This window comes from Asanoa sp. WMMD1127 (assembly GCF_029626225.1).
In the GTDB taxonomy this organism is placed as follows: Bacteria; Actinomycetota; Actinomycetes; order Mycobacteriales; family Micromonosporaceae; genus Asanoa.
The window spans coordinates 1,116,221-1,143,014 of record NZ_JARUBP010000001.1 but is presented as its reverse complement, the minus strand read 5'-3'; the positions used below and the strand labels follow the sequence as shown (position 1 = coordinate 1,143,014).

Sequence of the window (26,794 nt, the reverse complement as noted above, 5' to 3'; positions counted from 1 at the left end):
CGGACCTAAATGTGTCGGTGGCTTCCGATACCGTCTAGGGGTCATGGGGACCCGGGTGGGGGAGGTCATCGGGCGGGAGCACCCCGCCGGGCTGCTGCGTGCCGAAATCGAGCGGGTGACCGATAGCCACGGCGGGTTGGTGCTGGTCACCGGCGAGGCCGGCATCGGCAAGACGACGCTCGTGTCCGGGGCGGTCGACCAGGCGCGCGCCCGCGGCGTGACGGTGATCGGCGGGCGCTGCTGGGATTCGGAGAGCGCCCCCGGCTACTGGCCCTGGGTGCAGGCGCTGCGCGGGCTGCGCCGGCAGGTCGATCCCGAGCAGTGGGCGGCGATCCAGGAGTCCGGCGGCGGCGCGCTGGCCGTGCTGCTCGGCAAGACGAGCGACGACGACGAGGCGTTCACGCTCTACGACGGGGTCACCGCCGCGCTGGTCGCCGCCTCCCAGCACGCGCCGGTCATGGTGGTCTTCGACGACCTGCACTGGGCCGACCCCGCGTCGCTGCGCATGCTCGAGTTCGCCGCGCAGCACACGTGGTTCGAGCGGCTCCTGCTCGTCGGCACCTACCGCGACGTCGAGGTCGAAGCCGTCGACCACCCACTGCGGCCGCTGCTGCTGCCCCTGCAGGCCAAGGCCACCACGCTCACGCTGACCGGGCTCGAGCCGGCCGAGGTGGGCGCGCTGATCGAGCGGGTGGCGGCCCGGGCGCCCGACGCGGGGCTGGTGGCCGAGGTGCACCGGCGCACCGGCGGCAACCCGTTCTTCGTCGAGCAGACGGCGCGGCTCTGGCGGGCCGACGGCTCATTGACGGCAATTCCCCCTGGCGTACGCGACACGGTGCGCCGCCGGCTCGACCTGCTGCCCGGGTCGCTGGTCGAGCTGCTCACCGCCGCTTCGGTGCTCGGGCACGAGTTCCACCGCCAGCTGCTGGCCGCGGTGCTGCTCGCGCCGGTGCCACAGGTCGACCGCCTGCTCGACCAGGCGATCGCCGCACGGCTGGTGGTCGGGCGAGGCGGCGGGCGGTTCGCGTTCGGGCACGACCTGGTGCGCGAAACGCTCTACGACGCACTGTCCGAAGAGGAGCGGCGCAACCGGCACGCGGCGGTCGTCCGGGCCGTCGAGGAGACGCCGGCCCTGCGCAGCCGGCTGTTCCCGGCCGATCTGGCCCGCCACGCGTACGCCGCCGGTGATGTGGTTGCCCCCGCCACCGCGGTGGAGCACCTCGTGGCCGCGGCCCGCGACGCGTCCGGCCGGCTCGCGCCCGAGGAGGCGCTCAACCACTTCCGCCGCGCGCTGGAGCGGGTGGTCGACCCGGCCCGCACGGTGATGGTCCGGCTCGACCTCGCGATGGAGCTCTTCCACGGCAAGTCCCGCGACGACGCGTGGGCTCAGATCGACGCGGCCGCCGACCTCGCCCGCACCCTCGACGAGCCGGCCGTCCTCGCCCGGGTGGCGCTGGTAGCTGAGCGGCACCGCGGCCCGCGCAGCACCCGCGCGCCCGTGATCCTGGCACTGCTCCGCGAGGCACACGCTCGATTCGTCGGCTCGGAGGGTGCTGAGCTGTCGCGCGAGCGGCTCGTCGGCGACCTGATCGCCCGCACGGAGGCGGAGGCCCGCGCCAGCAACAACGACGAGGCCTTGGCGTTCAGCCTGTGGAGCCGGCACGACTCGATCTGGGGTCTCGGGTTGGCCCGCGAACGCGCCACGCTGCTGACCGAGATGGAGGCCGTTGCCCGTCGCTCCGGCGACCACCAGACCGCCGCGTTCGCCTCCTCGCTGCGCTGGGTGGCGCTGCTCGAGATGGGCGATCAGGGCTACTACGCCCAGCTCCAGGCGCTGCACGCGATGACCGAGCAACTCGACGTGGCGATGGCCCGGATGATGTCGGCCGTCGACCGGAGCATCATCGCGACCCTGCGCGGCGAGTTCGGCGAGGCCGCGGAGCTGCAGCGCGAGCTGGCCAGCTTCACCCACGATCACGACGACAACGCCTACATGGGCCAGCACATACGCTGGGCGCTCGCCATGCTCCGCGGCCGGTTCGCCGAGGCGGCCAGCATCATCGACGTCCGCGCGGCCGCGCACGCGCCCTACTACCCGCTGGTGACCGGGCTGACCGCGGTGGCGCAGGGCGATCCGGGGCCTGGCCTGCGGCACCTCGCCGAGCGCGACGCGGGTGACCGCAGCTCTGCGCGCTGGATGGAGCCGCTGTTCCTGCGGCTGTTGGCCGAGCTGGCGGTGCTGACGCGCGACCCGGAGCTGTGCGCGCGGGCCCGCGCGGCGTTCGAGCCGCATGTGGGGCAGTGGCTGGTGTCGCTCTACGGGTGCGACGTGAGCGGGCCGGTGGAATATTGGCTGGCCAAGGTCGACGCTGCCGAGGGCCGCTGGGATGAGGCGGTGGCCGGGTTCACCGGGGCGGCGGCGGCCTCCGACCGGATGGGCGCGCGGCCGTGGTCGGTGCTGGCCCGCCTCGGGTTGGCGGCGACGTTGCAGGCTCGGGGTGAGCCTGCGGGCTCGCTGCTGTCCGAAGTGGAGCGTGAGGCCGGCGTCCTCGATATGGTTCAGGTCGTCGACGAAGCCCGCGCGCTGGCCACCCGGCCGGCGCCGGCTCGCGCGGCGGACGCGGCGGGTGCGGCGGCAGGCGGGGCTTCGACGGCGCCGGGCGGCCAGGCGGTGCGGCCGGCGTCCGTGGGGGTTTCGGTCGGCGAGGCCGATGCCTGGACGCTGCCGTGGAGCGACACGGACCCGGCGGCCGCCGTGGGGACAGTGCGCGGCCCGGCGAGCACTGACGACCACGACGGCGACGGCCGGGCCAGGCCAGCGCAAGTCGACCGCCGTGCCGAAGACGGCGCTGACGCGCATCGGATCGGCGGCCGGTCAGGGGGCGACTCCGTCGTCGCGGACGCGGCACGCGAGTTCCGGCGGGAGGGCGACGTCTGGCGGCTGGCCTACGCCGGCCGGATCGTGCACATGCCCGACGCCAAGGGCCTGCGCGACCTGCACGAGCTGCTGAGCCACCCCGGCGAGGAGATCGCGGCGGTGGTCCTGCTCGACCCGGCCGCCGGCCCGGACCTGGTGGCCGCCCGCCGGCTGGGCGGCGATCCGGTGCTCGACGACGAGGCGAAGGCCCGCTACAAGCGCCGCCTCGAGCAACTCGACGAGGCGATCGACCTGGCCGCCCAGCGCGGCCACGACACGAAGCTGGCCGCGCTCGACAGTGAGCGGAAGGCGCTGATCGACGAGCTACGCGCGGCGGCGGGCCTCGGCGGCCGCACCCGCCGCCTGGGCGACGAGGCCGAACGGGCCCGCAAGACGGTCACGGCCCGCATCCGCGACACCCTGCGGAAGATCGACGAACGCCACCCCGACCTGGCCACCCACTTCCGCGAGTCGGTCTCGACGGGCGCCACCTGCCGCTACGCGCCGGCCGCACCGACCGCCTGGCACCTGTAGGACTAGGCCGGCGGCTCGCGGGCCAGGCGTCCGATCGCGCCGGGCGCGATCCGCCGCTACACGGCGACTGGCTCACGCCCGTGGCACAGGGCCGGTGGCAAGGCACCGTGGGCCAGGAGCCGTCGCTACCCTGCGACTGCCTCACGCCTGTGGGACAAGGCCCGTGGCAAGGCGTGACGGGCCAGGCGTCTGATCGCGCCGGGCGCGATCCGTCGCTACCCGGCGATTGCCCTGACGCCTGTGGGACAAGGCCAAAGGCGTCGCGGGCAAGGCGTCCGGTCGCGCCGGGCGCGAGCCGCGCTACCCGCGACTGCCTGACGCTATACACAAGGCGCGACACGGCGACGGCCCCCGCGCGTGCTGCGCGGGGGCCGTCGTCAAAGAGGCAGCTACCTGCGGTTGTAGCGGTACATCGTGAGGAAGCCGAAGACGACCACGAAGCCGGCGCTCCACAGCAGGGTCCACATGATGTTCGAGGCGTCCGGCGAGCCGGACATCACCGAGCGGATCGCGGCCACGAGGTGGGTGATCGGGTTGACCTTGACGAAGGCCTGCAGCCAACCGGGCATCGTCGAGGGCTCCACGAAGACGTTGCTCAGGAAGGTCAGCGGGAACAGCACCAGCATGCTGACGCCCATGACCGACTTCTCGCTGCGCAGGACCAGGCCGAACATCGTCCAGACCCAGGAGAACGCGAACGAGAAGACGACCAGCAGGCCGATGCCCGCGGCCACGCCGAGCACGCCGCCGTCGGGCCGGAAGCCGAGGATCAGGCCTACGCCGAGGATGACCAGGGCGGCCAGCACGTAGCGGAGGACGTCGCCGAAGATCATGCCGACCAGGGCTGACGGGCGCCAGACGGGCAGCGTACGGAAGCGGTCGAAGACGCCCTTCTCGATGTCGATGTTGAGGCCGATGCCGGTGTACATCGTGATCATCACGACGCTGGTGACCATGATGCCGGGCAGGAAGAACTGCAGGTAGGCGCCCGTGCTGCCGGCCAGCGCCCCGCCGAACAGGTAGGTGAACATCAGCGTCATGATGATCGGGAAGGCGGTGACGTCGAAGAGCTGCTCGGGTACGTGCTTGATCTTCAGCATCGCCCGCCAGCCGAACGTGACCGAGGCCGACCAGGCGCTCGGCCTTGGCGGTCGGGCACCGGGCGCGAGGACCGCACCCAGCGTCTCGGGCGACGGGACGAAGACGGTCTGCAGGTCGGAAGAGGTGGTCGTGCTCATCGGACGGTCTCCATCTCAGAGTCGGAAGCCGAAGCGGCGGGAACGGCGGGGTGGTCGGTCAGCGCCAGGAACACCTCGTCGAGGCTCGGCTGACCCAGTGAGAAGTCGTCGACGACGATGCCGGCGGCGGCCAGCTCGGACAGCGCCCGCGCGGCCTGGTTGCTCGCCTCGAAGTCGGAGCCGTCGACCCGCGCGCTGAGCGAGACCGGGTCGGCCTCGGGCTCGACGGCGGCGCCGAGCGCCCGCGCCAGCACCTCCTGCGCCTTGGGCCGGGTGGCCGCGTCGCGCAGTCGCACGTGGACGGTGCCGGAGCCGATCGACGACTTCAGCTCGCCGGGCGTGCCCTCGGCGATCACCTTGCCGTGGTCGACCACGGCGATCCGGGACGCCAGCCGGTCGGCCTCGTCGAGGTACTGCGTGGTCAGCAGCACCGTCGTGCCGTGCGCGACGACCCCGCGGATGATCTCCCACACCTGGCTGCGGCTGCGCGGGTCGAGACCAGTGGTCGGCTCGTCGAGGAAGAGCAGCTCAGGGGTGTTGAGGATGCTCGCGGCGATGTCGATCCGCCGCCGCATGCCACCTGAGTATTTCTTCACCTGGCGGTCCGTCGCGTCGGTCAGCCCGAACGCGGCCAGCAGCTCCTCGGCGCGGGACTTGGCGGCCGCCTTGCGGTGGCCGAGCAGGCGGCCCAGCAGCACGAGATTCTCGAGGCCGGTCAGGTCCTCGTCGACCGAGGCGTACTGGCCGGTCATGCTGACCTTGCTCCGCACGGCGTCGGCCTCGCGGACCACGTCGTGGCCGAAGACGCGGGCCGTGCCGCCGTCGGGGCGGGTCAGCGTGGCCAGCACCCGGACGGCCGTGGTCTTGCCGGCGCCGTTGGGCCCGAGCAGGCCGTAGACGCTGCCGGCCGGGACCGACAGGTCGATGCCGTCGAGGGCGCGGGTTTCGCCGAACGTCTTGACCAGGCCCGCAGCCTCGATCGCGGGGCCGGTTGGGCGGTCGCTCATGATGGTTCCCTCCAGATCAGTTCACGAGACAAGTTCGGTTCACGAGACATAGGGATGGGCGGCGCGGCCGTCCCGGAGCGTGCGGCCCCACCAGCAGAGCTGGTCGAGCAGCACCTGGGCGGCCTGCACCGGGATCTCCTCAGCCAGCCGGGCTTCGAGGTCGTCGCCGTCGAGCAGGTCGACGCCGACCCCGTCGCGCACGCTCACCACGTGCAGGGCGGTGAAGACCGTGCGGAGCTGGTCGACCGCGTGCTGGCCGGCGGAACGGCAGCCGTACGACACGAAGCCGACCGGTTTCGCGTGCCACTCGTCGTAGGCGAAGTCGATCGCCTGCTTGAGCGAGGCGGGAAAGCTGTGGTTGTACTCCGGGGTGACCACGACGAACGCGTCGGCGCGGTCGACCTCGGCGGCGAACGCCGACATCTGCGGCGTCGCCCGGGCCGGGTAGCCGGTGGGAAACGCGAACTCGGCCAGATCGATGACGCAGACCGAAACCTCGGTGCGCCGCGAAGCATGTGCCACGAACCAGCGGGCGATCCGATCGCCGACCCGGCCCTCGCGGGTGCTCCCGATGATCACCGCCAACCGCAACGGCGCCGCGACCAGGGTCATGGTGACCACCTCCCCTCTCACAGGGAAGGCGCGAGACGCCACGCTAGATCCGATCTAGCGGGACTCGCGGCGCTCCCGCCGGCCGCGAGCCAGCTCGGTCTCCAGCGCGTCCAGCCGCTGCTCCCAGAAGCGGCGATAACGGTCCAACCAGGCATCAACCTCTCGGAGCGGGGTCGCGTCGACCGCATAGAGCCGGCGGGTGCCGACCGCACGGACGGTGGTGAAGCCGTTGTCGCGAAGCACCCGGAGGTGTTGCGAGACGGCGGGTTGCGAGATGCCGAACTCCGCCTGGACGACCGCGCCGATCTCGCCGGCGGCGAGCTCCCCGTCGGCCAGCAGCTCCAGGATCCGTCGCCGGACGGGGTCGCCGAGGACGTCGAACGCGTGCACGCCTCGACTGTCTAGCAGCCGGTTATATAAGTCAAGCCTAAAGCTCGGAAACCCGCCCGGCGGCCACGGCCAGCCGGCGGTTGACCGCGACGGCGTCGAGCATCCGGCGGTCGTGGGTGACCAGCAACAAGGTGCCCGGGTAACCCTCCAACGCGGACTCCAGCTGCTCGATCGCCGGCAGGTCGAGGTGGTTGGTCGGCTCGTCGAGCACCAGCAGGTTGACCCCGCGGGCCTGGAGCAGGGCCAGGCCGGCCCGGGTGCGCTCACCGGGCGACAGCGTCGACGCGGGCCGCAGCACGTGGTCGCGGCGCAGGCCGAACTTGGCGAGCAACGTGCGCGACTCCTCGGGCGCCATCCCGGGCACCGCGGCCCGGAACGCGTCGACCAGCGGCTCGGCGCCCACGAACGCGCCGCGGGCCTGGTCGACCTCGCCCACCACCACGCCGGGGCCGAGGTGGGCGTCGCCCGCGTCCAGCGGCAGCCGGCCGAGCAGCGCGGCCAGCAGCGTCGACTTGCCGGAGCCGTTGGGCCCGGTGATCGCCACCCGGTCGGCCCAGTCGATCTGCAGGTCGACCGGTCCGAGCGTGAAATCTCCACGGTGGACGGTCGCCCCGCGCAGGGTGGCCACGACGGCGCCGGCCCGGGGCGCCGCGGCGATGGTCATCCGCAGCTCCCACTCCTTGCGCGGCTCCTCGACCACGTCGAGACGCTCGATCAGGCGCTCGGTCTGGCGGGCCTTGGCGGCCTGCTTCTCCGTCGCCTCGGCGCGGAACTTGCGGCCGATCTTGTCGTTGTCCTTGCTTTTGCGCCGCGCGTTGCGGACCCCGTGCTCCATCCAGTTGCGCTGGGTACGCGCCCGCGCCTCCAGATTGGCCTTCGTCTGCGCGTATTCCTCGTAGTTGTCCCGCGCGTGCTGCCGGGCGACCGCGCGCTCGTCCAAATAGGACTGGTAGCCGCCGCCGAACAGGTTGACCTGCTGCTGGTGCAGGTCGAGCTCGAGCACGCTGGTCACCGTGCGGGCGAGGAACTCGCGGTCGTGGCTGACCAGCACGGTGCCGGCCCGCAGGCCCGTGACGAACTCCTCGAGGCGGTCGAGCCCGGCGAGGTCGAGGTCGTTGGTCGGCTCGTCGAGCAGGAAGATGTCGTAGCGGCTGAGCAGCAGCGAAGCCAGCCCCGCCCGGGCCGCCTGCCCGCCGGAGAGCGCGGTCATCGGCAGCTCGGTGGCGAAGCCGAGGTCGATCTCGTCGACCCGCTCGTCGAGGTCGGCGCCGCCGAGGGCGAGCCATCGATCCAGAGCCACGGTGTACGCCTCGTCGGCGCCCGGCCGGCCCGCGGTGATCGCCTCGGTCGCGGCGTCCAGCGCCACCTGGGCGGCCGCCACCCCGGTCCGCCGGGCCAGGAACGCCCGCACCGTCTCGCCCGGCCGCCGGTCGGGCTCCTGCGGGAGGTAGCCGACGGTCGCCGTGGGCGGATTGAGCGCGATGGTGCCCTGCTCCGCCGGGATGAGCCCCGCGAGCGTGCGGAGCAGGGTCGACTTGCCGGCGCCGTTGGGGCCGACCAGGCCCACCACGTCGCCCGGCGCGACCACCAGGGACAGGTCGGCGAACAGGGGCTTGTCGCCGTGGCCGGCGGCGAGGTCCTTGGCGATCAGCGTGGTCATGGCGCCTAAAGGGTAGCCGGGGAGTCGTCGATCTTGCGCTCCGTTTAGTGCGACGCCCTCGATACCGGCAGACTGAGCGGGTGGCGACGACGTTGGCGATCGACTGCGGGGGCGGCGGGATCAAGGCCTCGGTGCTCGACGAGGCGGGCACGATGAAGGCCCGACCGATGCGCGTGCCGACGCCGTACCCCCTGCCGACCTCGCTCTTCGTGAAGACCCTGCTCGATCTCGGCGCCCGGCTGCCCACGGCCGACCGGGTCACCGTGGGGATGCCGGGCATGATCCGGCACGGCGTGGTGGTGGCGACACCGCACTATGTGACCCGATCCGGCCCGCGTACGAAGGTGGACCCTGACCTGGTCACCGAGTGGTCCGGCTTCGACGCGCAGGCCGGGCTCGCCGAGGCGTTCGGCACGCCGGTGCTGGTGCTCAACGACGCCGAGGTGCACGGGGCGGGTGTGGTCGCCGGGGCCGGTCTGGAACTCGTGATCACGCTGGGCACCGGGCTCGGCTGCGCGCTCTTCGACGGCGGGGCGCTCGCGCCGCACCTGGAATTCTCCCAGGCGCCGGTGCGTTGGGGCATGAGTTACGACACGTACATCGGTGAGCACGAACGTCGCCGGCTCGGCGACGCGTTCTGGTCGCGGCGGGTCCGCACGGTGGTCGAGGGCCTGCGGCCGGTCTTCCTCTGGGACCGGCTCTACCTCGGCGGAGGCAACTCGCGGCTGATCCGGCCGGAGCAGCTGACCCGCATGGGTGACGACGTGGTCGTGGTGCCGAACACCGCCGGCATCCTCGGTGGTGTGCGCGCGTGGTCGCTGCGGCGGCCCTGACGAAGCTGGAGGTGGCAATGGATCTCCTGGAGGAGTACCGCCGGGCGAACCTGTTCTTCGAAGCCGGTGACCCGACCGAGGCGGTGCGCCTGCTCGAGCCGATCATCGAGGCCGAGCCCGACAACGCCTCGGTGCGGCAGCTGCTGGCGCGCGCCTACTTCCAGACGGCCCAGCTCGGCCGGGCCGAGGCGCAGCTGCGGGCGCTGGTGGAGCGCGACCCGAGCGACCACTACGCGCACCACGTGCTGGGTCGCACGCTGGAGCGGCAGGGCCGGAGCACCGAGGCGCTGACCCACCTGCGGATCGCGGCGGCGATGCACGCTGACCACAGGGAGTACGCGCAGGCGCTCGAGCGTGTCGAGGCGAGGGTCAACCCCCGGTGAAGCTCAAGCTCGATCTGCACGACATCTACAACCGCGGCTCCGACATCGACAAGGCGCTCCGCGGGATCATCGACGAGGCCGTGGCCAAGAAGGCCACCCTCGTCGAGATCATCCCCGGCAAGGGGTCCGGCGCGCTGAAGAAGAAGGTGCTGCGGTTCCTCGACCAGAAGGACGTCAAGCAGCTCTATCACCGGGTCGAGAAGGACTCGAAGAACTTCGGGCGGCTGTTCGTCCATTTTCGCTGGAAGTGAGAGAAAAAGCCGCTTTTTGTCCGCGAATCGGGCACGATCGCACATGGGTGCGTCTCATGTCTGATTCGGGGGAGCGGAATGAGGGGACGATCGCTGCGTGCGGTCCTGGCGGTGGCGTTGGGTGGCGGGCTCGGGCTCGCGCTGCCGACGGTGGCCAATGCGGAGATGTACGTCAACGTGTTGCCGACCAGCGTGCCCACCACCGCCGCCACGTTCGGCAGCCAGGACTGCGCCGCCGAGGTGGGCGGCGGCCCGTACGCCGACGCGGATGTCTGGGTCTTCGAACTGCCCGGTGAGCGGGCGCGGACCGGCGACATCGCCTCCCTCGCGGCGACCTTCACCACGCTCGACCGGCGCGCGGCGACCCGTGAGCTGCCCGGCGCCGGCGGCGGCATCGTGGGGGGTCGAGCCTGGCTCGCGGTCGAGCGCGGATGGCGGCTGACCGAGGCGGTCGCCGGCATCACGGGTACGGCCCGCCATGTCAGGCTGGCGCACACCTGCCCCGCGGCCGCGGCGAGCGGCACCGCGACGCCGGTGATCGAGCCCGTGTCGGCGGCCGTCGCGCCGCCGTCACCGACCCCGACGCCCACGCCCACTCCGACGCCTTCGCCGACACCGACGCCCACGCCGAGCGCGACGCCGGTCGGCCAGCCCGGTGCGGACCCGGTCCCTGCGGCGCCGCCGCCGGTCGCCGCCGACACCGGGGTGGGCTATTCCGACGGCCCGGTCGGCGACGGTGTCGTGCCCGGCACGGTGCTCGACGACGGCACGGTGCTCGGCAACGGCGGTTACGACGACAACGGTCAGGCGTACGACGGCGGCGTGTTGCCAAGCGACCCGGGAGCGGTGTTCGGCGACGACGGCAGCGCGTACTACGACCCGGGACCGGCGCCCGGCTACGAGGGCGGAGTGGGCGACAGCGGCGCCTACGGCTCCTACGGCGACTCCGGCTCGTACGGTGACTCGGGCTCGTACGGCGACTCCGGCTCGTACGGTGACAGCGGCAGCCTCGGCGAGACCCCGACGGCGAGCCCGGTCACCTCGCAGATCAACCCGGCGACCGGCCTCAACGCCAGCGGCTGGGGCTCGGCGACGACGGCCGACAGCGAGAACGTCGCCACCCTCGCGCCCGTGGCGACCGCGGAGCACGGCGCCGCCGCCGGACCGGACGCGAGCGGCGCACCGTCGGTGGTCACCCTGCGGTCCGACGACGACAAGCTGGTGGCCGGCGCCAACGTCTACCGGCTGGCCGCGATCGCCGTCGCCTTCGCCATCGCCGCCCTCGGCATGGCCCTGCTCCACCGCCGACGCCGCCGCACCCCACGCCTGGCCGGCCGCCACCGCGCCGCCTGACCCCACCGGGAAGGCCCCGCCGCCGAGAAACCGGCCGCGGGGCCTTCGCGCGGGCGGCGGTCAGAAGGTGTGGGTCTTGGCCACCAGGACCAGTTCGGAGCTGTGGCTGCCGACCACGCCGACGCCCGGCGGGCGTGGGCGGAAGCCCGGCAGGCTCTCGAGGCCATCGCTGCCGTCCTCCACCCGGATGCTGACCGGGCCGTTGCCGGTCGGGCGCAGGACGAGCTCCACCTCGAAGCCGTCCGCCGGCGGGGCGTGGAAGACCAGGCCGAACGACCACGGGCCGGATTCCTCCACCGGCACCGCGAAGCCACCCGCGCTCGCCCGGGAGACCGCGGCGCCGGCGGCCGAGACGTGCAGGGCGGCCAGCCGGACCGGGCGCTGAGGAACGATCTTCAGGCGCAGCGTCCGTTCGGCGCCCGCAACAGAGTCCGCCAACACCGACACAGTGGACGGTGGCAGGTCGGCCGCCGTCGCCGGGCCCGTCTGCAGCGGTTCGTCGCCCAGCTCGGGGAACGCCGTGCCGACGCGCTCGGCCGATTTCACGTAGCCGGCCGTCCAGGACTGGGGTGCCGACTCGTTGCTGACCCAGCGGGCCTGGCCGGTGTCGGCGTCCAGCGCGTACATGAGGTGGGTCGGAATCGGGTGAGCCGGGTCGAAGCGGTCGACCGCGAACGCGCTGCCGCCGACGGCCAGCGTCGCCACGAGGGCGAGCACCGGCACGCCCAGGCCGAGGCGCCGGGCCCGCAGCGCGACTAACCCGCGCTGGCCACCGGCGGCCGGGAGCAGCAGGTCGACCACCGGCAGGGCGGCCAGGCCGAGCAGCGTCGCGAACAGCGCTCCGACTCCGCCCATGGCCATGCCGAGCGCCGGGAAGAGCAGCACCACGGTCGGGGCGAGGATGACGACGCCGACCGCCGCGCCGGCCGTGAGGGGGACGACCGCCCAGGCGCCGCGGAGCCGGAGCGCGACCAGGCCACCGACGGCGGCGGCGAGCGCCGGCAGCGCGGCCAGGTAGGAGCCGCCGGGAGTCAGCGCGGCCAGCACCAGGCCCAGGACGGCGAGCCAGGCCAGCCCGCCGACGGCCAGCGCGGCGGGGCCGAGACGACGGCGGAGCAGCGCGTACCAGGCGAGCAGGATCGTCGCCGCGAGCAGGACGACGGTGAGGCGCCACAGGCCGGGGCGGTAGGGGTCGAGCAGCGACGCGTACCCCGGTCGGATCGCGGTGACCAGCGTCCACAGCAGCTGGGCGGCGAGTGGCGCCACCACGATCGGCACCAGGGCCAGGCCGAAGCCGCCGGCCAGCCGACCCCACGAGGCCCGGCCGGTGCGCACGGTGAGCACCGCCAGGGCGAGCACCGCGAGCAGCGCGAGCCCGGCCAGCGGCCAGGTCAGCCAGCCCGGGTAGACGACCAGCGTGCCGGGCACCGGGAAGTACGTGGCGTCGCCGCCGGCCTTCAGGGCGCCCAGGTCCGTCGCGCCGAACGCGCGGACCAGGCCGAGCGCGTTGTCGCCGTGCTGCTGGAGCGTGCGCCGGTCGACGGTGGCCGGCGTGTCCAGCGGCGTGTGATAGACGGCGCCGCCGTCGATGTAGGCGGAGTTCAGGCCGACGAAGCCTTCGTCGAGGAACGCGGTGAAGTCGGTGTCGTTGGGCAGCAGCCGGTAGACCTCGACCGCGAACGAGGTGCCGACCGGGTGCGGCGCCGAGCGGGCGAAGACGTCGACCAGCTTCGCGTTGTCGCGCGAGGTCTCGAACATGATCACGGGGCCGGTGCTGCCGCGGGCCTCGAGGTTGAGCGCGACGCCACCGTTGGCGGCCTGGGCGTGGGAGGCGGCGAACGTACGCGCGCCGCACAGGCACGCCTCCTCGGCGTCGGTCAGCACGAACACCACGTTGTTGCGCGGCGCGGGGCCCTGGGCGAGCGCCCGGGCGGTTTCCAGGATCGACGACGTGCCCGCGCCGTCGTCGTTGCCGCCGGGGCCGACCTGCACCGAGTCGTAGTGCGCGACCAGGAACACCGTGCCGGTCGGGGCGGTGCCCGGCAGCTCCGCGACCACGTTGCGGACGTGCGCCACGGCCGCCGCGCCCGCGCTCCCGCTGAGGTCGCCGGCCTCGCCACCGACCGCGTCCTGCACCGAGGTGCGCAGTCCGAATCCCGACAGCGTACGCACGAGATAGTCACGCACCGTGTCGTTGGCGGCGCTCCCCGCTACGTGGGTCCGGGCGGCGACCGTGTCGATGTGGGCCGCGGCCCGGTCGGCGCTGAAGGCGTCGGCCGGCGCTGAGGCCGGCGCGGGCGCCGGCGGCCGGATGTCGAGTAACGAGATGACACCGATCGCGCCGAGCACGACGAGCGCGGCCACGGCGGTCAACGCCCGGCGGGCGGGTCGGGCAAAAGCCCTGTCAGCGGCCTCCCGGACGGCCGCCTTCGGCTCCTGAACTCCAGCGGACACCCAGGCCTCCTTCGCGCAAAGTGAGAACACCTTAGATCCACGGGTTGAACCCCGGGCGGGTCCGCCTGGCACGGTGGGTGCACGGTGCCATACGGTTGCACCTCGCGGGGTCAGTGCAGTGGGTCAAGGACCGAACCGAGAGGGTGGTGACGTGACCGAGCAGCGCGCGGCGGCCGTCGCGGCGCCGCCTGCGGCGGTGCCGCCCCAGCCCGTGCCGCGGGACCGGTCCGCCGCCCAGCGGCTGCACGTCCTGCTCATCGAAGACGACGACGCCGACGCGTTCCTGGTCAGCGAGTTGCTCGACGAGGCGGACGCGGCCGTCGACCTGGTCAACGCGAAGAGCCTCGCTGAGGCGCGCCCACTGATGGCCGGCGCCGACTGCATCCTGCTCGATCTCGGCCTGCCCGACGCGCAGGGGCTCGACGGCCTCCGCCAGGTGCTCGCCCTCTCGGCCGGCGCCGCGGTCTGCGTGCTCACCGGCCGCCAGGACGAGCACCTGGGCGTGGTCGCGGTCGCCGAGGGCGCGCAGGACTACCTGGTCAAGGGCCAGGTCGACGGCGTCCTGCTGACCCGGGCGCTGCGTTACGCGGTCGAGCGCAAGCGGGCCGACGAGGACGCGCTGCGGTTGCGCGAGGTCGAGCTGCGCCAGGCCGAGTCGGCCCGGCTGGAGCGCGGCCTGTTGCCCCGGCCGCTGATGGAGACCGAGCGCATCCGGGTGCATCCCTTCTATCGGCCCGGCCGGCACGCGGCGCTGATCGGCGGCGACTTCTACGACGTGGTGCAGAGCACGCCCGACCGGGTGGACCTGATCGTCGGCGACGTCTGCGGCCACGGCGCCGACGAGGCCGCGCTCGGCGTGATGCTCCGGGTCGCCTGGCGGGCGCTGGTGCTGGCCCGGGTGCCCGACGACGCGGTGCTGCCCGCCCTGGAGCAGGTGTTGATCAGCGAGCGGCGGCTGCCCGAGACGTTCACCACGGTCGCCACCGTCCGGGTCGACCTGCGGGCCAACCGGGCGACCGTGCGGCTGGCGGGCCATCCGCCGCCTTTGCTGTTCAGCAACGGTAGGGTCGCACCCGTACCGGCGCCCGGTGGCCTGCTCCTCGGCGTCGCGCCTCGCCCACCGCGGGCCTATGACCTGGAGTTCGACAGCGATGACTGGTCCCTGCTGATGTATACCGACGGCCTCATCGAGGGGCGCGTGGGGGCGGGCGACGAACGGCTCGACGTGCCGGGCCTCGTGGAGCTGGTCGAGGCGGCCCGCGACGTGCCGCTCGCCGACCTGCCCGGCTGGCTGGTCGGCCGGGCCGAGGACGGCAACGGCGGCGCGCTCTCCGACGACGTGGCGATGCTGCTGGTCAGCGCCGGCGGTGGCCGGTGAACAACTGGACCCTCCGGCGTCGGGTGGTGACGCTGACCGCGGTGGTCGGCGTCGTCCTCATGCTGCTCGCGGTCATCGCGGCCGCCGTCGCCGCGCAGAACCGCAACCATCTCGACACCCTGCTCAACAAGACCGGCCCGCTGCGGGCCAACGCCGAGAGCCTGCAGACCGCGCTCGTCGACCAGGAGACCGGCATCCGCGGCTACGCGGTCAGCCTCGACCGGGGCGACCTCGTGCCCTACACCAACGGTCTGGAGCTGGAGAAGCAGCTGGTCGCCGGCATGCGGCCGCTGCTCGGCGACGATCCCGACATCGGTCGCCAGCTCGACCGGGTGCAGGAGCAGGCGGCGGCGTGGCGGTCGGCCGTGGCCGAGCGGGTGCTGACGGCCCCCGACCAGGCCGCGGCCCAGGCCGCGATCAACGAGCAGGCCCGCACCCGGTTCGACGAGATCCGCGCGTCGCTCGACGAGCTGCAGTCGATGATCTTCAAAATTCGCGAAGAGGGCGCCGAGAAGGCTCGCTCGACCGGCAACACGCTGGTGTTCCTGCTGGTCGTCGCGGCCGCGGTGATCATCGTGGCCGGCGTCGCCCTGCTGCTGTCGCTCAACCGGGTGGTGATCGGCCCGGTCACCCAGCTCGCCGACCAGGTCCGCGGGGTCCGGACCGGCGACTACCAGCGGAAGATCACCGGCACCGGTCCGCCGGAGCTGAGCCGGCTCGCCGACGACATCGACGCGATGCGCCAGCAGATCGCGGCCGACCTGGCCGAGGTCGGCGCCGCACGGGAGCGCATCGAGTGGGTCAACGGCCAGCTGCAGCGACAGGCCGAGGAGCTGATCCGGTCCAACCGCGACCTGGAGCAGTTCGCCTACGTCGCCTCCCACGACCTGCAGGAGCCGCTGCGCAAGGTGGCCAGCTTCTGCCAGCTGCTGCAGCGCCGCTACGCCGGGCAGCTCGACGAGCGGGCCGATCAATACATCGCGTTCGCGGTCGACGGAGCCCAGCGCATGCAGCGCCTGATCAACGATCTGCTGGCGTTCTCCCGCATCGGCCGGATCACCAGCGGCTTCACCGAGGTCGACCTCGACCGGGTGATGACCGAGGTCAGCAGCCAGACCGAGAACGCACGGGAGTACGCCGGCGGCGAGCTCGTCTTCCACGACCTGCCCACGGTGCTCGGCGAAGAGGCGCTGCTGACGAACCTGCTGACCAACCTGGTCAGCAACTCGATCAAGTTCCGCCGACCGGGCGTACCGCCGCGGGTCGAGGTCTCCGCACGCCGGATCGGCGACGAGTGGGAGATCAGCTGCGCCGACAACGGCATCGGCGTCGAGCCCGAGTTCGCCGACAAGATCTTCGTCATCTTCCAGCGGCTGCACTCCAAGGACGCGTACCCGGGCACCGGGATCGGGCTGGCGATCGCCAAGAAGATCGTCGAATATCACGGTGGGCGGATCTGGGTCGACACCGACGTCGCCGAGGGCACGGCCATCCGGTTCACCCTCCCGGTGGTCGCCGAAGCCCCGGGCGACGAGGACGACGGCACCCCGGCCGCGGACCAGGCACCCGCGCAGGCCGAACCCACTCATGACACGACGGGCGTAAAGGAAGTGGCGGCATGACGGCTCCAGCCGACGGCAAGAGCCCCATCGAGGTGCTCCTCGTCGAGGACGACCCCGGCGACGTGCTCATGACGCAGGAGGCGTTCGAGGAGCACAAGCTGCGCAACCGGCTGACCGTGGTGTCCGACGGCGCCGAGGCGCTGGCCTACCTGCGCCGCGAGGGCAAATATGCCGACGCCGTCGCGCCCGACCTGATCCTGCTCGACCTCAACCTGCCCCGGCGGGACGGCCGCGAGGTGCTGGCGGAGATCAAGAAGGACGACGACCTCTGCCGGATCCCGGTCGTGGTGCTGACCACGTCCGCCGCCGACGAGGACATCCTGCGCAGCTACCAGCTGCACGCCAACGCCTACGTCACCAAGCCCGTCGACTTCGAACGGTTCATCTCGGTCGTACGCCAGATCGACGAGTTCTTCGTCAGTGTGGTCAAGCTGCCCCCTCGCAACTAGGAATTTCGTGATCGACGCTCAACTCGGCGCCCAGGTCGACGCGCTGGTGCGGGAGACCGCCGCCACCGTCGTCCTGCCGTCCTACCGGCATCTGCAGGCTTCGGAGATCAGCGAGAAGGGCCCCGGCGAGGTGGTCACCGTCGCCGACCGCCGGTCCGAGGAGGTGCTCACCGCGGGCCTGCTCGACCTGCTGCCTAGGTCGGTCGTGGTCGGCGAGGAGGCCTACGCGGCCGACTCGGCGCTGCTCGGGCGGCTGGGCGGCGACGCACCGACGTGGATCGTCGACCCGATCGACGGCACCGCCAACTACGCCAGCGGCAGCGGGCCGTTCTGCCTGATGGTGGCGTTGCTGGACAAGACCGGCCTGGTCGCCTCGTGGATCTACGACCCGGTCGACGACCTGATGGGGCACGCCGTCGCCGGCCAGGGTGCGTTCCTCGACGGCGCCCGCGTCGAACCGGCGCCGCCGCTGCCGGCCGACCAGCTCCGCGGCGTCGCGCCCGCTACCTACTACCCGGCGGACCTCAAGGCCAAGGTGGAGCGCGGCCAGTCCCGGTTGGGCGAGGTGTCCGCCGGTCAGCGTTGTGCCGGCCGCGAATACCTGGACCTGGTCGCCGGCGGGCAGCAGTTCACCATGTTCTGGCGCACCTGGCCATGGGACCACGCGCCGGGCGCGCTGCTCGTGCGCGAGGCCGGCGGCGTCGTCCGGCGGCTCGACGGCGCGGACTACGCGGTCACGCCGGAACCCGGCCAGGGCCTGCTGGCGGCCATCGACGAGTCCACATGGGATACCGTCGCGAGCGCACTCATCCCGTGACCTTCCGTCACCACATTTCGCGGTAACCCCGCAGCCCGCCTGATCGGGTACGCTGTCCGGCGGCCAGCGGGGGAACCATTGTGACGGAAGGGAATCGCAGTGCCTCGGACGGTTACGCGACACCGGTGGCGGGCGCTGCTCGCCGCGTTGCTCGCGGCCGTGGTGGTCGCGGTCGGTGCTCCCACCGGCGCGCACGCCGCGCCGAATCCCGCACCCAAGGAAAACGACGAGAAGAAGCTGCGGGACACCCTCGAGGCCGCGGCCAAGGGCCAGATCGAGGCGCAGCGCAAGCTCGACAACTCGCGCAAGCGCGCGTTCCGGCTCAACAAAGAGGTGCGCGAGCTCGACCTGCGGGCCGACGTCATGCGCACCCAGGTCGGCGCGCTGGCTGTCGAGTCCTACCGCACGGGCCGGCTGACCGCCATCTCGGCGCTGCTCAGCAGCGACTCGCCGGACGACTTCATGGCCCGGGCCGAGAGCCTCGACCTGATGACCCAGCGCGACGCCGGCGCCCTGCGCGGCTACGAGGCCGCCCATGAAGCGGCGCAGCAGGCCAAGGCCGCGCTCGACGCCGAGGTCCGCGAGCAGCAGAAGCAGGTCGCGACGCTCAAGAAGCGCAAGGAAGACGCGGAGCGGGCCCTGCGCAGCGTCGGCGGCGGCGTGACCACCGCCGGCTACATCAACCCCAACTCGCCGGCCGCCAAGCCCGCGCCGCGCAACTCCGACGGCTCGTGGCCCTCCGAGTCGTGCTCGGTCGACGACCCGACCCCGGCCAGCGGCTGCATCACGCCGCGCACGCTGCACGCGCTGCGCCAGGCGCAGTCCGACGGGTTCAAGCGCTACACCTCGTGCCATCGCTCCGGTGGCGGCGGCGAGCATCCCAAGGGCCGGGCCTGCGACTTCTCGGCCGCCGCCGGCGGCTTCCAGGACCGCAGCGCGACCGGCGGCGACAAGACCTACGGCGACAACCTGGCGTCCTACTTCATCAAGAACGCCAACGCGCTCGGCGTCATGTACGTCATCTGGTACCGCCGGATCTGGATGCCCGGCACGGGATGGAAGTCCTACAGCGGCGGTGGCAGCCCGGCCGCCGACCACACCAACCACGTCCACCTTTCCATGCTTTGACCCCCGTACCCTGATCGGATGGACCAGAGCACCGCGACGGCGGTCGAAGCCACGGAACGGCGTCCACTCCCCGGCGGTCTCGCCGCGTTCCTCGTGTTCCTCGCGAGCGGCGCCGTCCTGGTGCTCGAGACGGTCGCGTTGCGCCTGGTCGGGCCCTACCTGGGCGTGACGCTCCAGGTGACCAGCTCGGTGATCGGCGTCGCGCTGGCGGCGATCGCCTACGGGGCCTGGACCGGCGGCCGCATCGCCGACAAGCGCGACCCGCGCACGCTGCTGCCGGGCGCGCTGGTGCTGGCCGGCATCGCCACCGCGGTGACGCTGCCGGTGGTCCGCTACGCGGGCGAGGCGCTGCGGGGCAGCGCGGTCAGCGGGATCCTGCTGCTCACCGCGCTGGCCGTGTTCATCCCGGCCTTCCTGCTCTCCGCCGTCACCCCGCTGGTGGTCAAGCTGCAGCTCGGCGACCTGCGCAACACCGGCCAGGTCGTCGGCAAGCTGTCCAGCGTCGGCACGCTCGGGGCGGTCACCGCGACGCTGGTCACCGGGTTCGTCCTGGTCGCCGCGCTGCCCACCTCGGTCATCCTGATCGCGCTGGCGGTCGCGCTGGGCGTGTCGGGCGTGGCCGTCGGCGCTTACCTGCGGCGCACCGACCGGCTCGCCCTGGCCGGCACCGGCCGGGCGGGCGCGGTGCTCGCGGTCGTCGGCCTGGCCGGCGCGGCGCTGTCCGCGGCCGCGCCGACGCCGTGCGACATCGAGACGGCCTACCACTGTGCCGCGGTCGAGCAGGACGCCGCCCGCGACGGTGGCCGCACCCTGTTCCTCAACTCGGCCCGGCACTCGTTCGTCGACCTCGACGACCCGACCTATCTCGAGTTCGCCTACACGCGCTGGCTCGGGGCGGTGGCCGGCGCGGTGGCGCCCGGGACGCAGCGGATCGACGCGGTGCACCTCGGCGGCGGCGGGTTCACCATGCCGCGCTACGTCACCGCCACCCGACCCGGCTCGAGCAACGAGGTCTACGAGCTCGACGGCGCGCTGGTCGAGCTCGACGAGCAGGAGCTCGGCGTACGCCAGGGTCCGGATCTGACCACCAAGGTGGGCGACGCGCGGATGCTGCTGGCCCAGCGCGCGACGGCCAGCGCCGACCTGGTGATCGGCGACGCGTTCGGCCACCTGGTGGTGCCCTGGCACCTCGCCACCCGGGAGATGGCCGCCGACATCCGCCGGGTGGTCCGGCCCACGGGCATCTACGCGCAGAACGTCATCGACTATCCGCCGCTGCGCTTCATCAAGGCCGAGGTGGCGACGGTCCAGGCCGAGTTCCCGCACGTCGCGCTCATCGCGCCCGAGCGGTCGCTGGCCAACGAGCAGGGCTCCAACTTCGTCATCGTGGCCTCGCCGGCGCCGCTGCCGATGGAACAGCTGGCGATGCGCCTGACCGAGGACGACGACGGCGGCGCGACCAGGGTCATCACCGGCGACGAGCTGGCCGCCTTCGTCGGCGACGCCGAACCGCTGACCGACGAGTACGCGCCGGTCGACCAACTGCTGGCCAACGGCTGACTGATTTAGCCCTTCCCGGGTTCGAAGCGCCGCCCAGCGGGCAAGACACTGGCCATGGGCGGGGTGGGCGGCCGTTATCGGCTGGTGGAGCGGCTCGGCGCGGGCGGCATGTCCGTGGTCTGGCGTGGGTACGACGAGGTGCTCGGTCGCCAGGTCGCGGTCAAGGTGCTCGCGCCGTCGCTCGCCGACGACCGGGCGTTCCGCGCCCGCATCCGCACCGAGGCCCAGTCGGCCGCGCGGCTGAGCCACCCCCACATCACCAACGTCTACGACTACGGCGAGTCCGGCGGCGTCCCGTACGTCGTGATGGAGCTCGTCGACGGCGTGCCCCTGTCGGCGGTGACCACGCCGATGCCGTGGCGCGACGCGGTGACGATCGGCGCCGAGATCGCGTCGGCGCTGGCCGCCGCACACGCCCGCGGCGTCGTGCACCGCGACGTCACGCCGGGCAACGTCATGCTGACCCCGGTCGGCGCCAAGGTCCTCGACTTCGGCATCTCGGCCGTGGTCGGCGAGCAGGAGGTCGGTCCCGACGGCTCGCTGCTCGGCACGCCGGCCTACATCGCGCCCGAGCGGCTCGACGGCGGTCAGGTCTCGGCCGCGGCCGACGTCTACGGGCTGGGCCTGCTGCTCTACCGGTGCCTCACCGGCCGCCTACCCTGGCCCGGCCGGTCGCGCATCGAACTGCTCCGGGCGCACCTCCACGCCGAGCCGGCGCCGTTGCCCGCCATCGACGGGTTGCCGGACGAGGTGGCCGAGCTGTGCCTGCGCTGCCTGGCCAAGGCCCCCGCCGCCCGGCCGACCACGGTCGAGGTGCGCGACGTGCTGGCCGCCGCGGTCGGGCACGTGCCGCGGCCGGTGTCACCCGCGCCCGTCGGCGGCGCCGTGGAGACCGGCGGCACGACGTTCCTGCCACGGACCGACGATCCCGTCGGCGGGGCGGCGCGCGGGTTGGCGCCCGCCGCAGGCATTGTCACCGCCTCGACGACCCGGCCGCGGGTCCGCCAGCTGCTGACCGGTCGCCGTCGGCAGGTGCTCTCCACCGCGGCGGCGGTGGTCGTGGTCGGCGCCGCGGGCATCGGCTTCGCGGCGAGCCGCGGGGGCGAACCCGTCGCCACGACCACGGCTGCGCTGGCCGGGCCCGTGGCGGCGGCCGCGGAGAAGCCGTCGTGCGAGGTGCGCTATGCGCTGCGCCGTGACTCCGGCCGGGCCTTCGACGCGGACCTGACCGTGGTCAACGCCGGCCGTGCGCCGGTCGACGACTGGGCGCTGGCGTTCACGTTTCCCGGCGACCAGAAGCTGACCCGGGTCGCCTCGGCGAAGCTGGAGCAGAAGGGCAGCGCGGTCGTGCTGCGACCGGCGGCGGCATCGGCCGCGGTGCCGGCCGGTGGCTCGGCCGGCATCCGGCTGACCGGCAACTATGCGCGGTCCAACGCGTTCCCGGTGGAGTTCCGGCTCGACGGCGAGTTCTGCGTGCCGAAGATCTCGACGGCGACCACGACCACCCACACCACCACGACCACCACGTCGACCACGGCGAAGCAGCCGGCCGTGCCCAAGCCGAAGCCCAAGGCGGCGCCGAAGCCGCCGCCCAAAAAGGCAAAGGACGACTCGAGCGGCAAGGGCCCAGGGCCTGGCGGCCACAAGGGCAAGGACGACGAGGACGAGGACGACGACGACTAGGTCGTCGCGGCGAACTTCTGCACCTTGCTGACCGTGCCGGACACGATCAGCAGCGCGTTCTGCGGGATCGCCATGTCCGGGGTGGCGAAGGTGAACTCCTTGCCCGGCTCCTTGACGCCGACCACGGTGACTCCGTGCTTGCCCCGCAACCCCAGCTCGGCCAGGGTCTTGCCGACCGCCGCCTGCGGCACACGGGTCTTGGCCAGCGCGAAGTCGTCGTCGAACTCGATGAAGTCGATCATGCGACTGGTGATCAGGTGGGCCACCCGGTCGCCCATCGCCGACTCCGGGTAGATCACCTTGTGGGCGCCGACCGACGACAGGATCTTGCCGTGCTTCTGTGAGATCGCCTTGGCCCAGATGTGCGGCACGCCGATCTCCACCAGGGCCAGCACGGTCAGGATGCTCTGCTCCATGTGCGTGCCGATGCCGACCACCGCGTGGGTGAAGTCGGCGACGCCGAGCTGGCGCAGCGCGTCCTCGTCGGTCGAGTCGGCCTCGGCCACGTGGGTCAGCCGCTCCGACCACTCCTGCACGAGCTTGGGGTCGTTGTCGACCCCGAGCACCTCGTGACCGAGCTGCTGCAGCGAGCCGGCCACGGCGCCGCCGAACCGGCCGAGCCCGATCACCACGACGCTGTCGTCGCCACGTCCGTTGTCAGCCAACGATGGGTCGCTCCTCCGGGTATCGGTACAGCCGGCGCTGGGTGTTGAGGGCAATCGCCGACCCTACCGCGATTGTCCCCACCCGGCCGATGAACATCAGCACGACCAGGACCAACTGGCCATTGGTCGGCAGCTGGGGTGTGATGCCGGTGGACAGGCCCACCGTGGCGAACGCCGACGTCACCTCGAAGAGCGCCGCGTCGAACGCGACGTTCTCGGTCGCCTCGAGCAGCGCGAACGTGCCGGCCGCGACGAGGCCGACGCCGAGCAGGGCCACCGTCACCGCCTGGCGCTGGGTGCTCTCCGCGATCCGCCGGTTGCCGATCACGACGTCCGGCTCGCCCCGCAGCTCGGCCAGGATCACGAAGGCGAGCAGGAAGAACGTGGTCAGCTTGATGCCGCCGGCGGTGCTGGCGCTGCCGCCGCCGATGAACATCAGCCCGGTCGACACGGCGAGCGTCTCGCTGTGGAAGGCGCCCACGTCGACCGTATTGAACCCCCCGGAGCGGGTCATCGCGTCCTGGAAGAACGCGGTCAACATCTTCTCGCCGACGCCCAGCGGGCCGAGCGTGCCGGGGTTGTCCCACTCCAGCGCCAGGATCGTGAAGAAGCCGACGACCAGCAGGACGACGCCACCGAAGACGGTCAGCCGGGTGTGCGTCGACCATTTCGAGGGCGTGCCGAACTCGCGGAACAGCTCGAACAGCACCGGGAAGCCGATGCTGCCGGCGATCACGCCGATGGTCAGCGGCAGGCAGATCCACGGATCGTCGACGAACCCCATCAGCGAGTCGCTGAACAGCGCGAAACCGGCGTTGTTGAACGCCTGCACCGCGTGGAACAGGCCGTACCAGGCGGCTTTGCCGAGCGGGTAGTCGTACGCCAGCCAGAACCGACCGCCGACGATCACGGTGATGGCGCCCTCGAAGACGGCCATGGTCAGCGCGATCCGGAACAGCAGGCCGCGTACGTCGCCCATCTTCAACGACGAGTCCTCGGCCTGGGCCATCAGCCGGCTGCGCAGCCCGAGCCGCTGCGACACCAGCAGCGCGAGCAGGGTGGCCAGCGCCATGATGCCGAAGCCGCCGATCTGGCTGAGCACGGTGAGCAGCACCTGACCGAAGCCGGTCCAGTAGGTGGCGGTGTCGACCACGGCGAGGCCGGTCACGCAGACCGCGGAGGTGGCGGTGAACAGCGCCGTCACGAACGGCGTCGCGCCGGGCTCGACCCGCGCCGCCGGCAGCATCATCAGCAGCGTGCCGATGACGACGGCGCCGAGGAACGCCAACGGCACGATCCGGGCGGGGTGCTGCAGTGAGCGGCGCATCAGGCATTTCTTACCACGTTCACCGCGCGGTCAAGCCCCCGTCGTCGGACGTCGATTGACTGCGGCCCATGCGACGACGTACTGCACTTTCTCTCACCGTGGCCGGCGCGGGCGCGGGCGCGATCGCGGCGCCGGGCCTGCTGCCGGCCGCGGCGTCCGCCGACAGCCGCCGCGGCGACCGCGAGCCGCTGGTGATCGGCCACCGCGGCGCCAGCGGATACCGCCCTGAGCACACGCTGGAGTCCTACCGCCTGGCCGTGCGCCAGGGCGCCGACTTCATCGAGCCGGACCTCGTGTCCACCAAGGACGGCCACCTGGTCGCCCGGCACGAGAACGAGATCTCCGGAACCACCGACGTGGCCGCGCACACCGAGTTCGCCGGCCGCCGGACCACCAAGACGATCGACGGCAACGCGGTCACCGGCTGGTTCACCGAGGACTTCACGCTCGCCGAGCTCAAGACGCTGCGGGCCAAGGAGCGGCTGCCGCTGGTGCGGGTCACCAACACCGCCTTCGACGGCCAGCTGCCGATCCCGACCCTGCAGGAGGTCATCGACCTCGCCAAGGCCGAGAGCAGGCGGACCGGCCGGACCATCGGCGTCTACCCGGAGACCAAGCACCCGACCTACTTCCAGTCGATCGGGCTCGCGCTCGAGGAGCCGCTGGTCCGCGTGCTGCGGGCGAACGGCCTCACCAGGAAGAGCTCGCCGGTCATCATCCAGTCGTTCGAGACGGCCAACCTGCGCAAGCTGGCCCGGCTGACGGACGTGCGGCTGGCCCAGCTGCTGGACGCGGCGGGCAAGCCCTACGACTTCGTCGTCGCCGGCGACGCGCGGACCTACCAGGACCTCGTGACGCCGACCAACCTGCGCTGGATCGCCTCGTACGCGGACGGCATCGGCGCCAACAAGAACCTGCTGGTGCCGCGGGACGCGACCGGCAAGCTGCTGGCGCCCACCAACGTGGTCCGCGACGCCCACCGCGCCGGCCTGGACGTGCACGCCTGGACGTTCCGGGTCGAGAACCAGTTCCTGGCCGTCGACCACCGGATCGGCACCGACCCCAACGCCCGGGGCGACATCACGGCCGAGTTCGAGCTGTTCTTCTCGCTCGGGCTCGACGGTGTGTTCACCGACCAGCCGGACACCGCGGTCGCCGCCCGCGCCGCCCGCCCGGAGCGGTCGCACCACTAGCGTTCGGAGCGACGGGGCCCCTCGGCGACGTCGAGGGGCCCCGCCGTACATCTCCACGGCACATATATGGGCGTGGGCCACATGGTCCGGGTCACATCGATCCACCTACCGTGTGTCGCCATGACGGTAAAGGCGATGCGGCGGGCGTTCGTCACCGCCGCCACAGTGATAGCCGTGGCGACCGCCGCCACGGCCTGCGGCAGCCCGCAGGAGACGGCCTCCGGGGGCGGCGACGCGGGCAGCGCGCCGGTCAAGGTCGGCATCGTCCACTCCCAGACGGGTCCGCTGGCGTCCTACGGCAAGCAGTACAGCGACGGCTTCAAGGCCGGCCTGTCGTTCGCCACCAACGGGACCAACAAGGTCGGCGACCGGGTCATCGAGGTGACCGAGGTCGACGACGCCGGTGACCCGGCCAAGGCCGTCTCGGCCGTGAAGGACCTGATCGGCAAGGGCACCAAGATCATCGCCGGCTCGACCGCCTCGGGCGTCGCGCTGCAGGTGGCCCCGCTCGCCGCGCAGAACAAGGTGCTGTTCATCTCCGGTCCGGCCGCCACCGACGCGGTCACCGGGGTCAACAAGTACACGTTCCGCTCGGGCCGGCAGTCGTACCAGGACGTGATGACCGCCAAGTCGTTCATCGGCGACGCGGCCGGCAAGAAGGTCGTGGTCTTCGGGCAGGACAGCGCGTTCGGCAAGAGCAACGAGGCCGCGGTCAAGGCGGTCATCGGCGGCGCCGGCGCGACCGTGACCAGCGTGCTCGCCCCGGCCAGCGCGACGGACTTCACGCCGTTCGCGAGCCAGCTCAAGGCGGCCAAGCCGGACCTGCTCTTCGTCGCCTGGGCCGGCACCACCGCCCCGGCGATGTGGCAGACCCTCGACCAGCAGGGCATCCTCGCCTCCACCACGGTGGTCACCGGTCTCGACATCCGCGCCTCGTGGCCGACGTTCGGCGCGGCCGGTTCGAAGATCTCGTTCCTGTCGCACTACTTCGACGGGGCCAGCGACAACGCGGCCGCCCAGGCGGCGAAGACCGCGGTCGGCGGCACGCTCGACCTGTTCCACCCCGACGGCTTCACGGCGGCCCAGATGGTCGTCCGCGCGGTCCAGGAGGGCGGCGACGACGTCGACAAGATGGTCACCGCGCTCGAGGGCTGGAGCTTCGACGGTGTCAAGGGCAAGGTGACCGTCCGCGCCGAGGACCACGCGCTGCTGCAGCCGATGTTCCAGGCCACGCTGACCGGCAGCGGCGACCAGCTGACCGCGAAGCTCGAGAAGACGCTGACCCCCGAGGAGGTCGCCCCGCCGGCGGCCGCGATGAAGGGCTGAGGAGTTGGCCGAGC

22 protein-coding genes are annotated in these 26,794 nt (G+C 72.5%); 14 read left to right on the top strand and 8 right to left on the bottom strand.

Annotated features, from left to right (window positions below; translation table 11 throughout):
• Nucleotides 1-43 precede the first annotated feature (43 nt).
• Nucleotides 44-3,451: an AAA family ATPase gene (locus O7635_RS05670; protein WP_278079351.1), complete on the top strand. Its 3,408-nt coding sequence runs from the start codon at nucleotides 44-46 to the stop codon at nucleotides 3,449-3,451.
• A 389-nt stretch (nucleotides 3,452-3,840) separates the two neighbouring features.
• On the opposite strand, the gene O7635_RS05665 is transcribed toward O7635_RS05670, so the two are convergent.
• The 5 genes from O7635_RS05665 to O7635_RS05645 are packed head-to-tail and all read right to left on the bottom strand — an operon-like array spanning nucleotide 3,841 to nucleotide 8,358.
• Nucleotides 3,841-4,689, bottom strand: coding sequence for an ABC transporter permease (locus O7635_RS05665; RefSeq protein ID WP_278079350.1), 849 nt, complete (start codon nucleotides 4,687-4,689; stop codon nucleotides 3,841-3,843).
• Entirely contained in the window at nucleotides 4,686-5,696 is a 1,011-nt protein-coding gene (locus O7635_RS05660; RefSeq protein ID WP_278079349.1) for an ATP-binding cassette domain-containing protein, read from the bottom strand. The genes O7635_RS05665 and O7635_RS05660 overlap by 4 nt, the downstream gene beginning before the upstream one ends.
• A 39-nt stretch (nucleotides 5,697-5,735) precedes the next feature.
• Nucleotides 5,736-6,308: an NAD(P)H-dependent oxidoreductase gene (locus O7635_RS05655; protein ID WP_278079348.1), complete on the bottom strand. Its 573-nt coding sequence runs from the start codon at nucleotides 6,306-6,308 to the stop codon at nucleotides 5,736-5,738.
• Between the two features lie 54 nt (nucleotides 6,309-6,362).
• Nucleotides 6,363-6,698 carry a metalloregulator ArsR/SmtB family transcription factor gene (locus O7635_RS05650; protein ID WP_278079347.1) on the bottom strand — a complete coding sequence of 112 codons (336 nt, stop codon included), beginning with the start codon at nucleotides 6,696-6,698 and terminating at the stop codon, nucleotides 6,363-6,365.
• A 37-nt stretch (nucleotides 6,699-6,735) separates the two neighbouring features.
• Nucleotides 6,736-8,358, bottom strand: a complete 1,623-nt coding sequence (locus O7635_RS05645) for an ABC-F family ATP-binding cassette domain-containing protein (protein ID WP_278079346.1) — start codon at nucleotides 8,356-8,358, stop codon at nucleotides 6,736-6,738.
• A gap of 80 nt (nucleotides 8,359-8,438) precedes the next feature.
• On the opposite strand from O7635_RS05645, the gene O7635_RS05640 reads away from it, so the two are divergent.
• The 4 genes from O7635_RS05640 to O7635_RS05625 all read left to right on the top strand — a co-directional run bounded on the left by O7635_RS05640 (nucleotide 8,439) and on the right by O7635_RS05625 (nucleotide 11,178).
• Entirely contained in the window at nucleotides 8,439-9,191 is a 753-nt protein-coding gene (locus O7635_RS05640; protein WP_278079345.1) for an ROK family protein, read from the top strand.
• A 17-nt stretch (nucleotides 9,192-9,208) separates the two neighbouring features.
• Nucleotides 9,209-9,574, top strand: coding sequence for a tetratricopeptide repeat protein (locus O7635_RS05635; RefSeq protein WP_278079344.1), 366 nt, complete (start codon nucleotides 9,209-9,211; stop codon nucleotides 9,572-9,574).
• Nucleotides 9,571-9,825, top strand: a complete 255-nt coding sequence (locus O7635_RS05630; RefSeq protein ID WP_278079343.1) for a Smr/MutS family protein — start codon at nucleotides 9,571-9,573, stop codon at nucleotides 9,823-9,825. Before O7635_RS05635 ends, O7635_RS05630 begins: the two co-directional genes overlap by 4 nt.
• Before the next feature lie 78 nt (nucleotides 9,826-9,903).
• Complete coding sequence (locus tag O7635_RS05625; protein WP_278079342.1) at nucleotides 9,904-11,178, top strand: hypothetical protein; 1,275 nt, start codon at nucleotides 9,904-9,906, stop codon at nucleotides 11,176-11,178.
• A 60-nt stretch (nucleotides 11,179-11,238) separates the two neighbouring features.
• Here O7635_RS05625 and O7635_RS05620 read toward each other — a convergent pair whose 3' ends face one another.
• On the bottom strand, nucleotides 11,239-13,632 hold the full coding sequence (locus O7635_RS05620; RefSeq protein WP_278079341.1) for a M28 family peptidase: 2,394 nt from the start codon (nucleotides 13,630-13,632) through the stop codon (nucleotides 11,239-11,241).
• 196 nt (nucleotides 13,633-13,828) lie between these two features.
• On the opposite strand from O7635_RS05620, the gene O7635_RS05615 reads away from it, so the two are divergent.
• From O7635_RS05615 to O7635_RS05585, 7 genes are all read left to right on the top strand, one after another.
• Nucleotides 13,829-15,010 (top strand): fused response regulator/phosphatase, encoded by a 1,182-nt coding sequence (locus tag O7635_RS05615; protein ID WP_278085376.1) that lies wholly within the window; start codon nucleotides 13,829-13,831, stop codon nucleotides 15,008-15,010.
• A complete protein-coding gene (locus tag O7635_RS05610; protein ID WP_278079340.1) occupies nucleotides 15,007-16,632 on the top strand; it encodes a sensor histidine kinase in 1,626 nt (541 codons plus the stop codon). Before O7635_RS05615 ends, O7635_RS05610 begins: the two co-directional genes overlap by 4 nt.
• Complete coding sequence (locus tag O7635_RS05605) at nucleotides 16,629-17,081, top strand: response regulator (protein ID WP_278079339.1); 453 nt, start codon at nucleotides 16,629-16,631, stop codon at nucleotides 17,079-17,081. Before O7635_RS05610 ends, O7635_RS05605 begins: the two co-directional genes overlap by 4 nt.
• A 10-nt stretch (nucleotides 17,082-17,091) precedes the next feature.
• Nucleotides 17,092-17,898: an inositol monophosphatase family protein gene (locus O7635_RS05600; RefSeq protein ID WP_278085375.1), complete on the top strand. Its 807-nt coding sequence runs from the start codon at nucleotides 17,092-17,094 to the stop codon at nucleotides 17,896-17,898.
• Between the two features lie 99 nt (nucleotides 17,899-17,997).
• Nucleotides 17,998-19,026 (top strand): hypothetical protein, encoded by a 1,029-nt coding sequence (locus O7635_RS05595; RefSeq protein ID WP_278079338.1) that lies wholly within the window; start codon nucleotides 17,998-18,000, stop codon nucleotides 19,024-19,026.
• An 18-nt stretch (nucleotides 19,027-19,044) separates the two neighbouring features.
• The gene (locus O7635_RS05590) at nucleotides 19,045-20,586 is read left to right on the top strand and encodes a fused MFS/spermidine synthase (RefSeq protein WP_278079337.1); all 1,542 of its coding nucleotides are present in this window, start codon (nucleotides 19,045-19,047) and stop codon (nucleotides 20,584-20,586) included.
• Between the two features lie 54 nt (nucleotides 20,587-20,640).
• The gene (locus O7635_RS05585) at nucleotides 20,641-22,269 is read left to right on the top strand and encodes a serine/threonine-protein kinase (RefSeq protein WP_278079336.1); all 1,629 of its coding nucleotides are present in this window, start codon (nucleotides 20,641-20,643) and stop codon (nucleotides 22,267-22,269) included.
• Here O7635_RS05585 and O7635_RS05580 read toward each other — a convergent pair.
• Both O7635_RS05580 and O7635_RS05575 read right to left on the bottom strand, forming a co-directional pair.
• Entirely contained in the window at nucleotides 22,266-22,934 is a 669-nt protein-coding gene (locus tag O7635_RS05580; protein ID WP_278079335.1) for a TrkA family potassium uptake protein, read from the bottom strand. The genes O7635_RS05585 and O7635_RS05580 overlap by 4 nt on opposite strands.
• Nucleotides 22,927-24,261, bottom strand: a complete 1,335-nt coding sequence (locus O7635_RS05575; RefSeq protein ID WP_278079334.1) for a potassium transporter TrkG — start codon at nucleotides 24,259-24,261, stop codon at nucleotides 22,927-22,929. Before O7635_RS05575 ends, O7635_RS05580 begins: the two co-directional genes overlap by 8 nt.
• A 68-nt stretch (nucleotides 24,262-24,329) precedes the next feature.
• Between O7635_RS05575 and O7635_RS05570 the strand changes: the two genes are divergently transcribed.
• Nucleotides 24,330-25,454: a glycerophosphodiester phosphodiesterase gene (locus O7635_RS05570; RefSeq protein ID WP_278079333.1), complete on the top strand. Its 1,125-nt coding sequence runs from the start codon at nucleotides 24,330-24,332 to the stop codon at nucleotides 25,452-25,454.
• 120 nt (nucleotides 25,455-25,574) lie between these two features.
• Complete coding sequence (locus O7635_RS05565) at nucleotides 25,575-26,780, top strand: substrate-binding domain-containing protein (protein ID WP_278079332.1); 1,206 nt, start codon at nucleotides 25,575-25,577, stop codon at nucleotides 26,778-26,780.
• The last annotated feature ends 14 nt before the right edge of the window (nucleotides 26,781-26,794 follow it).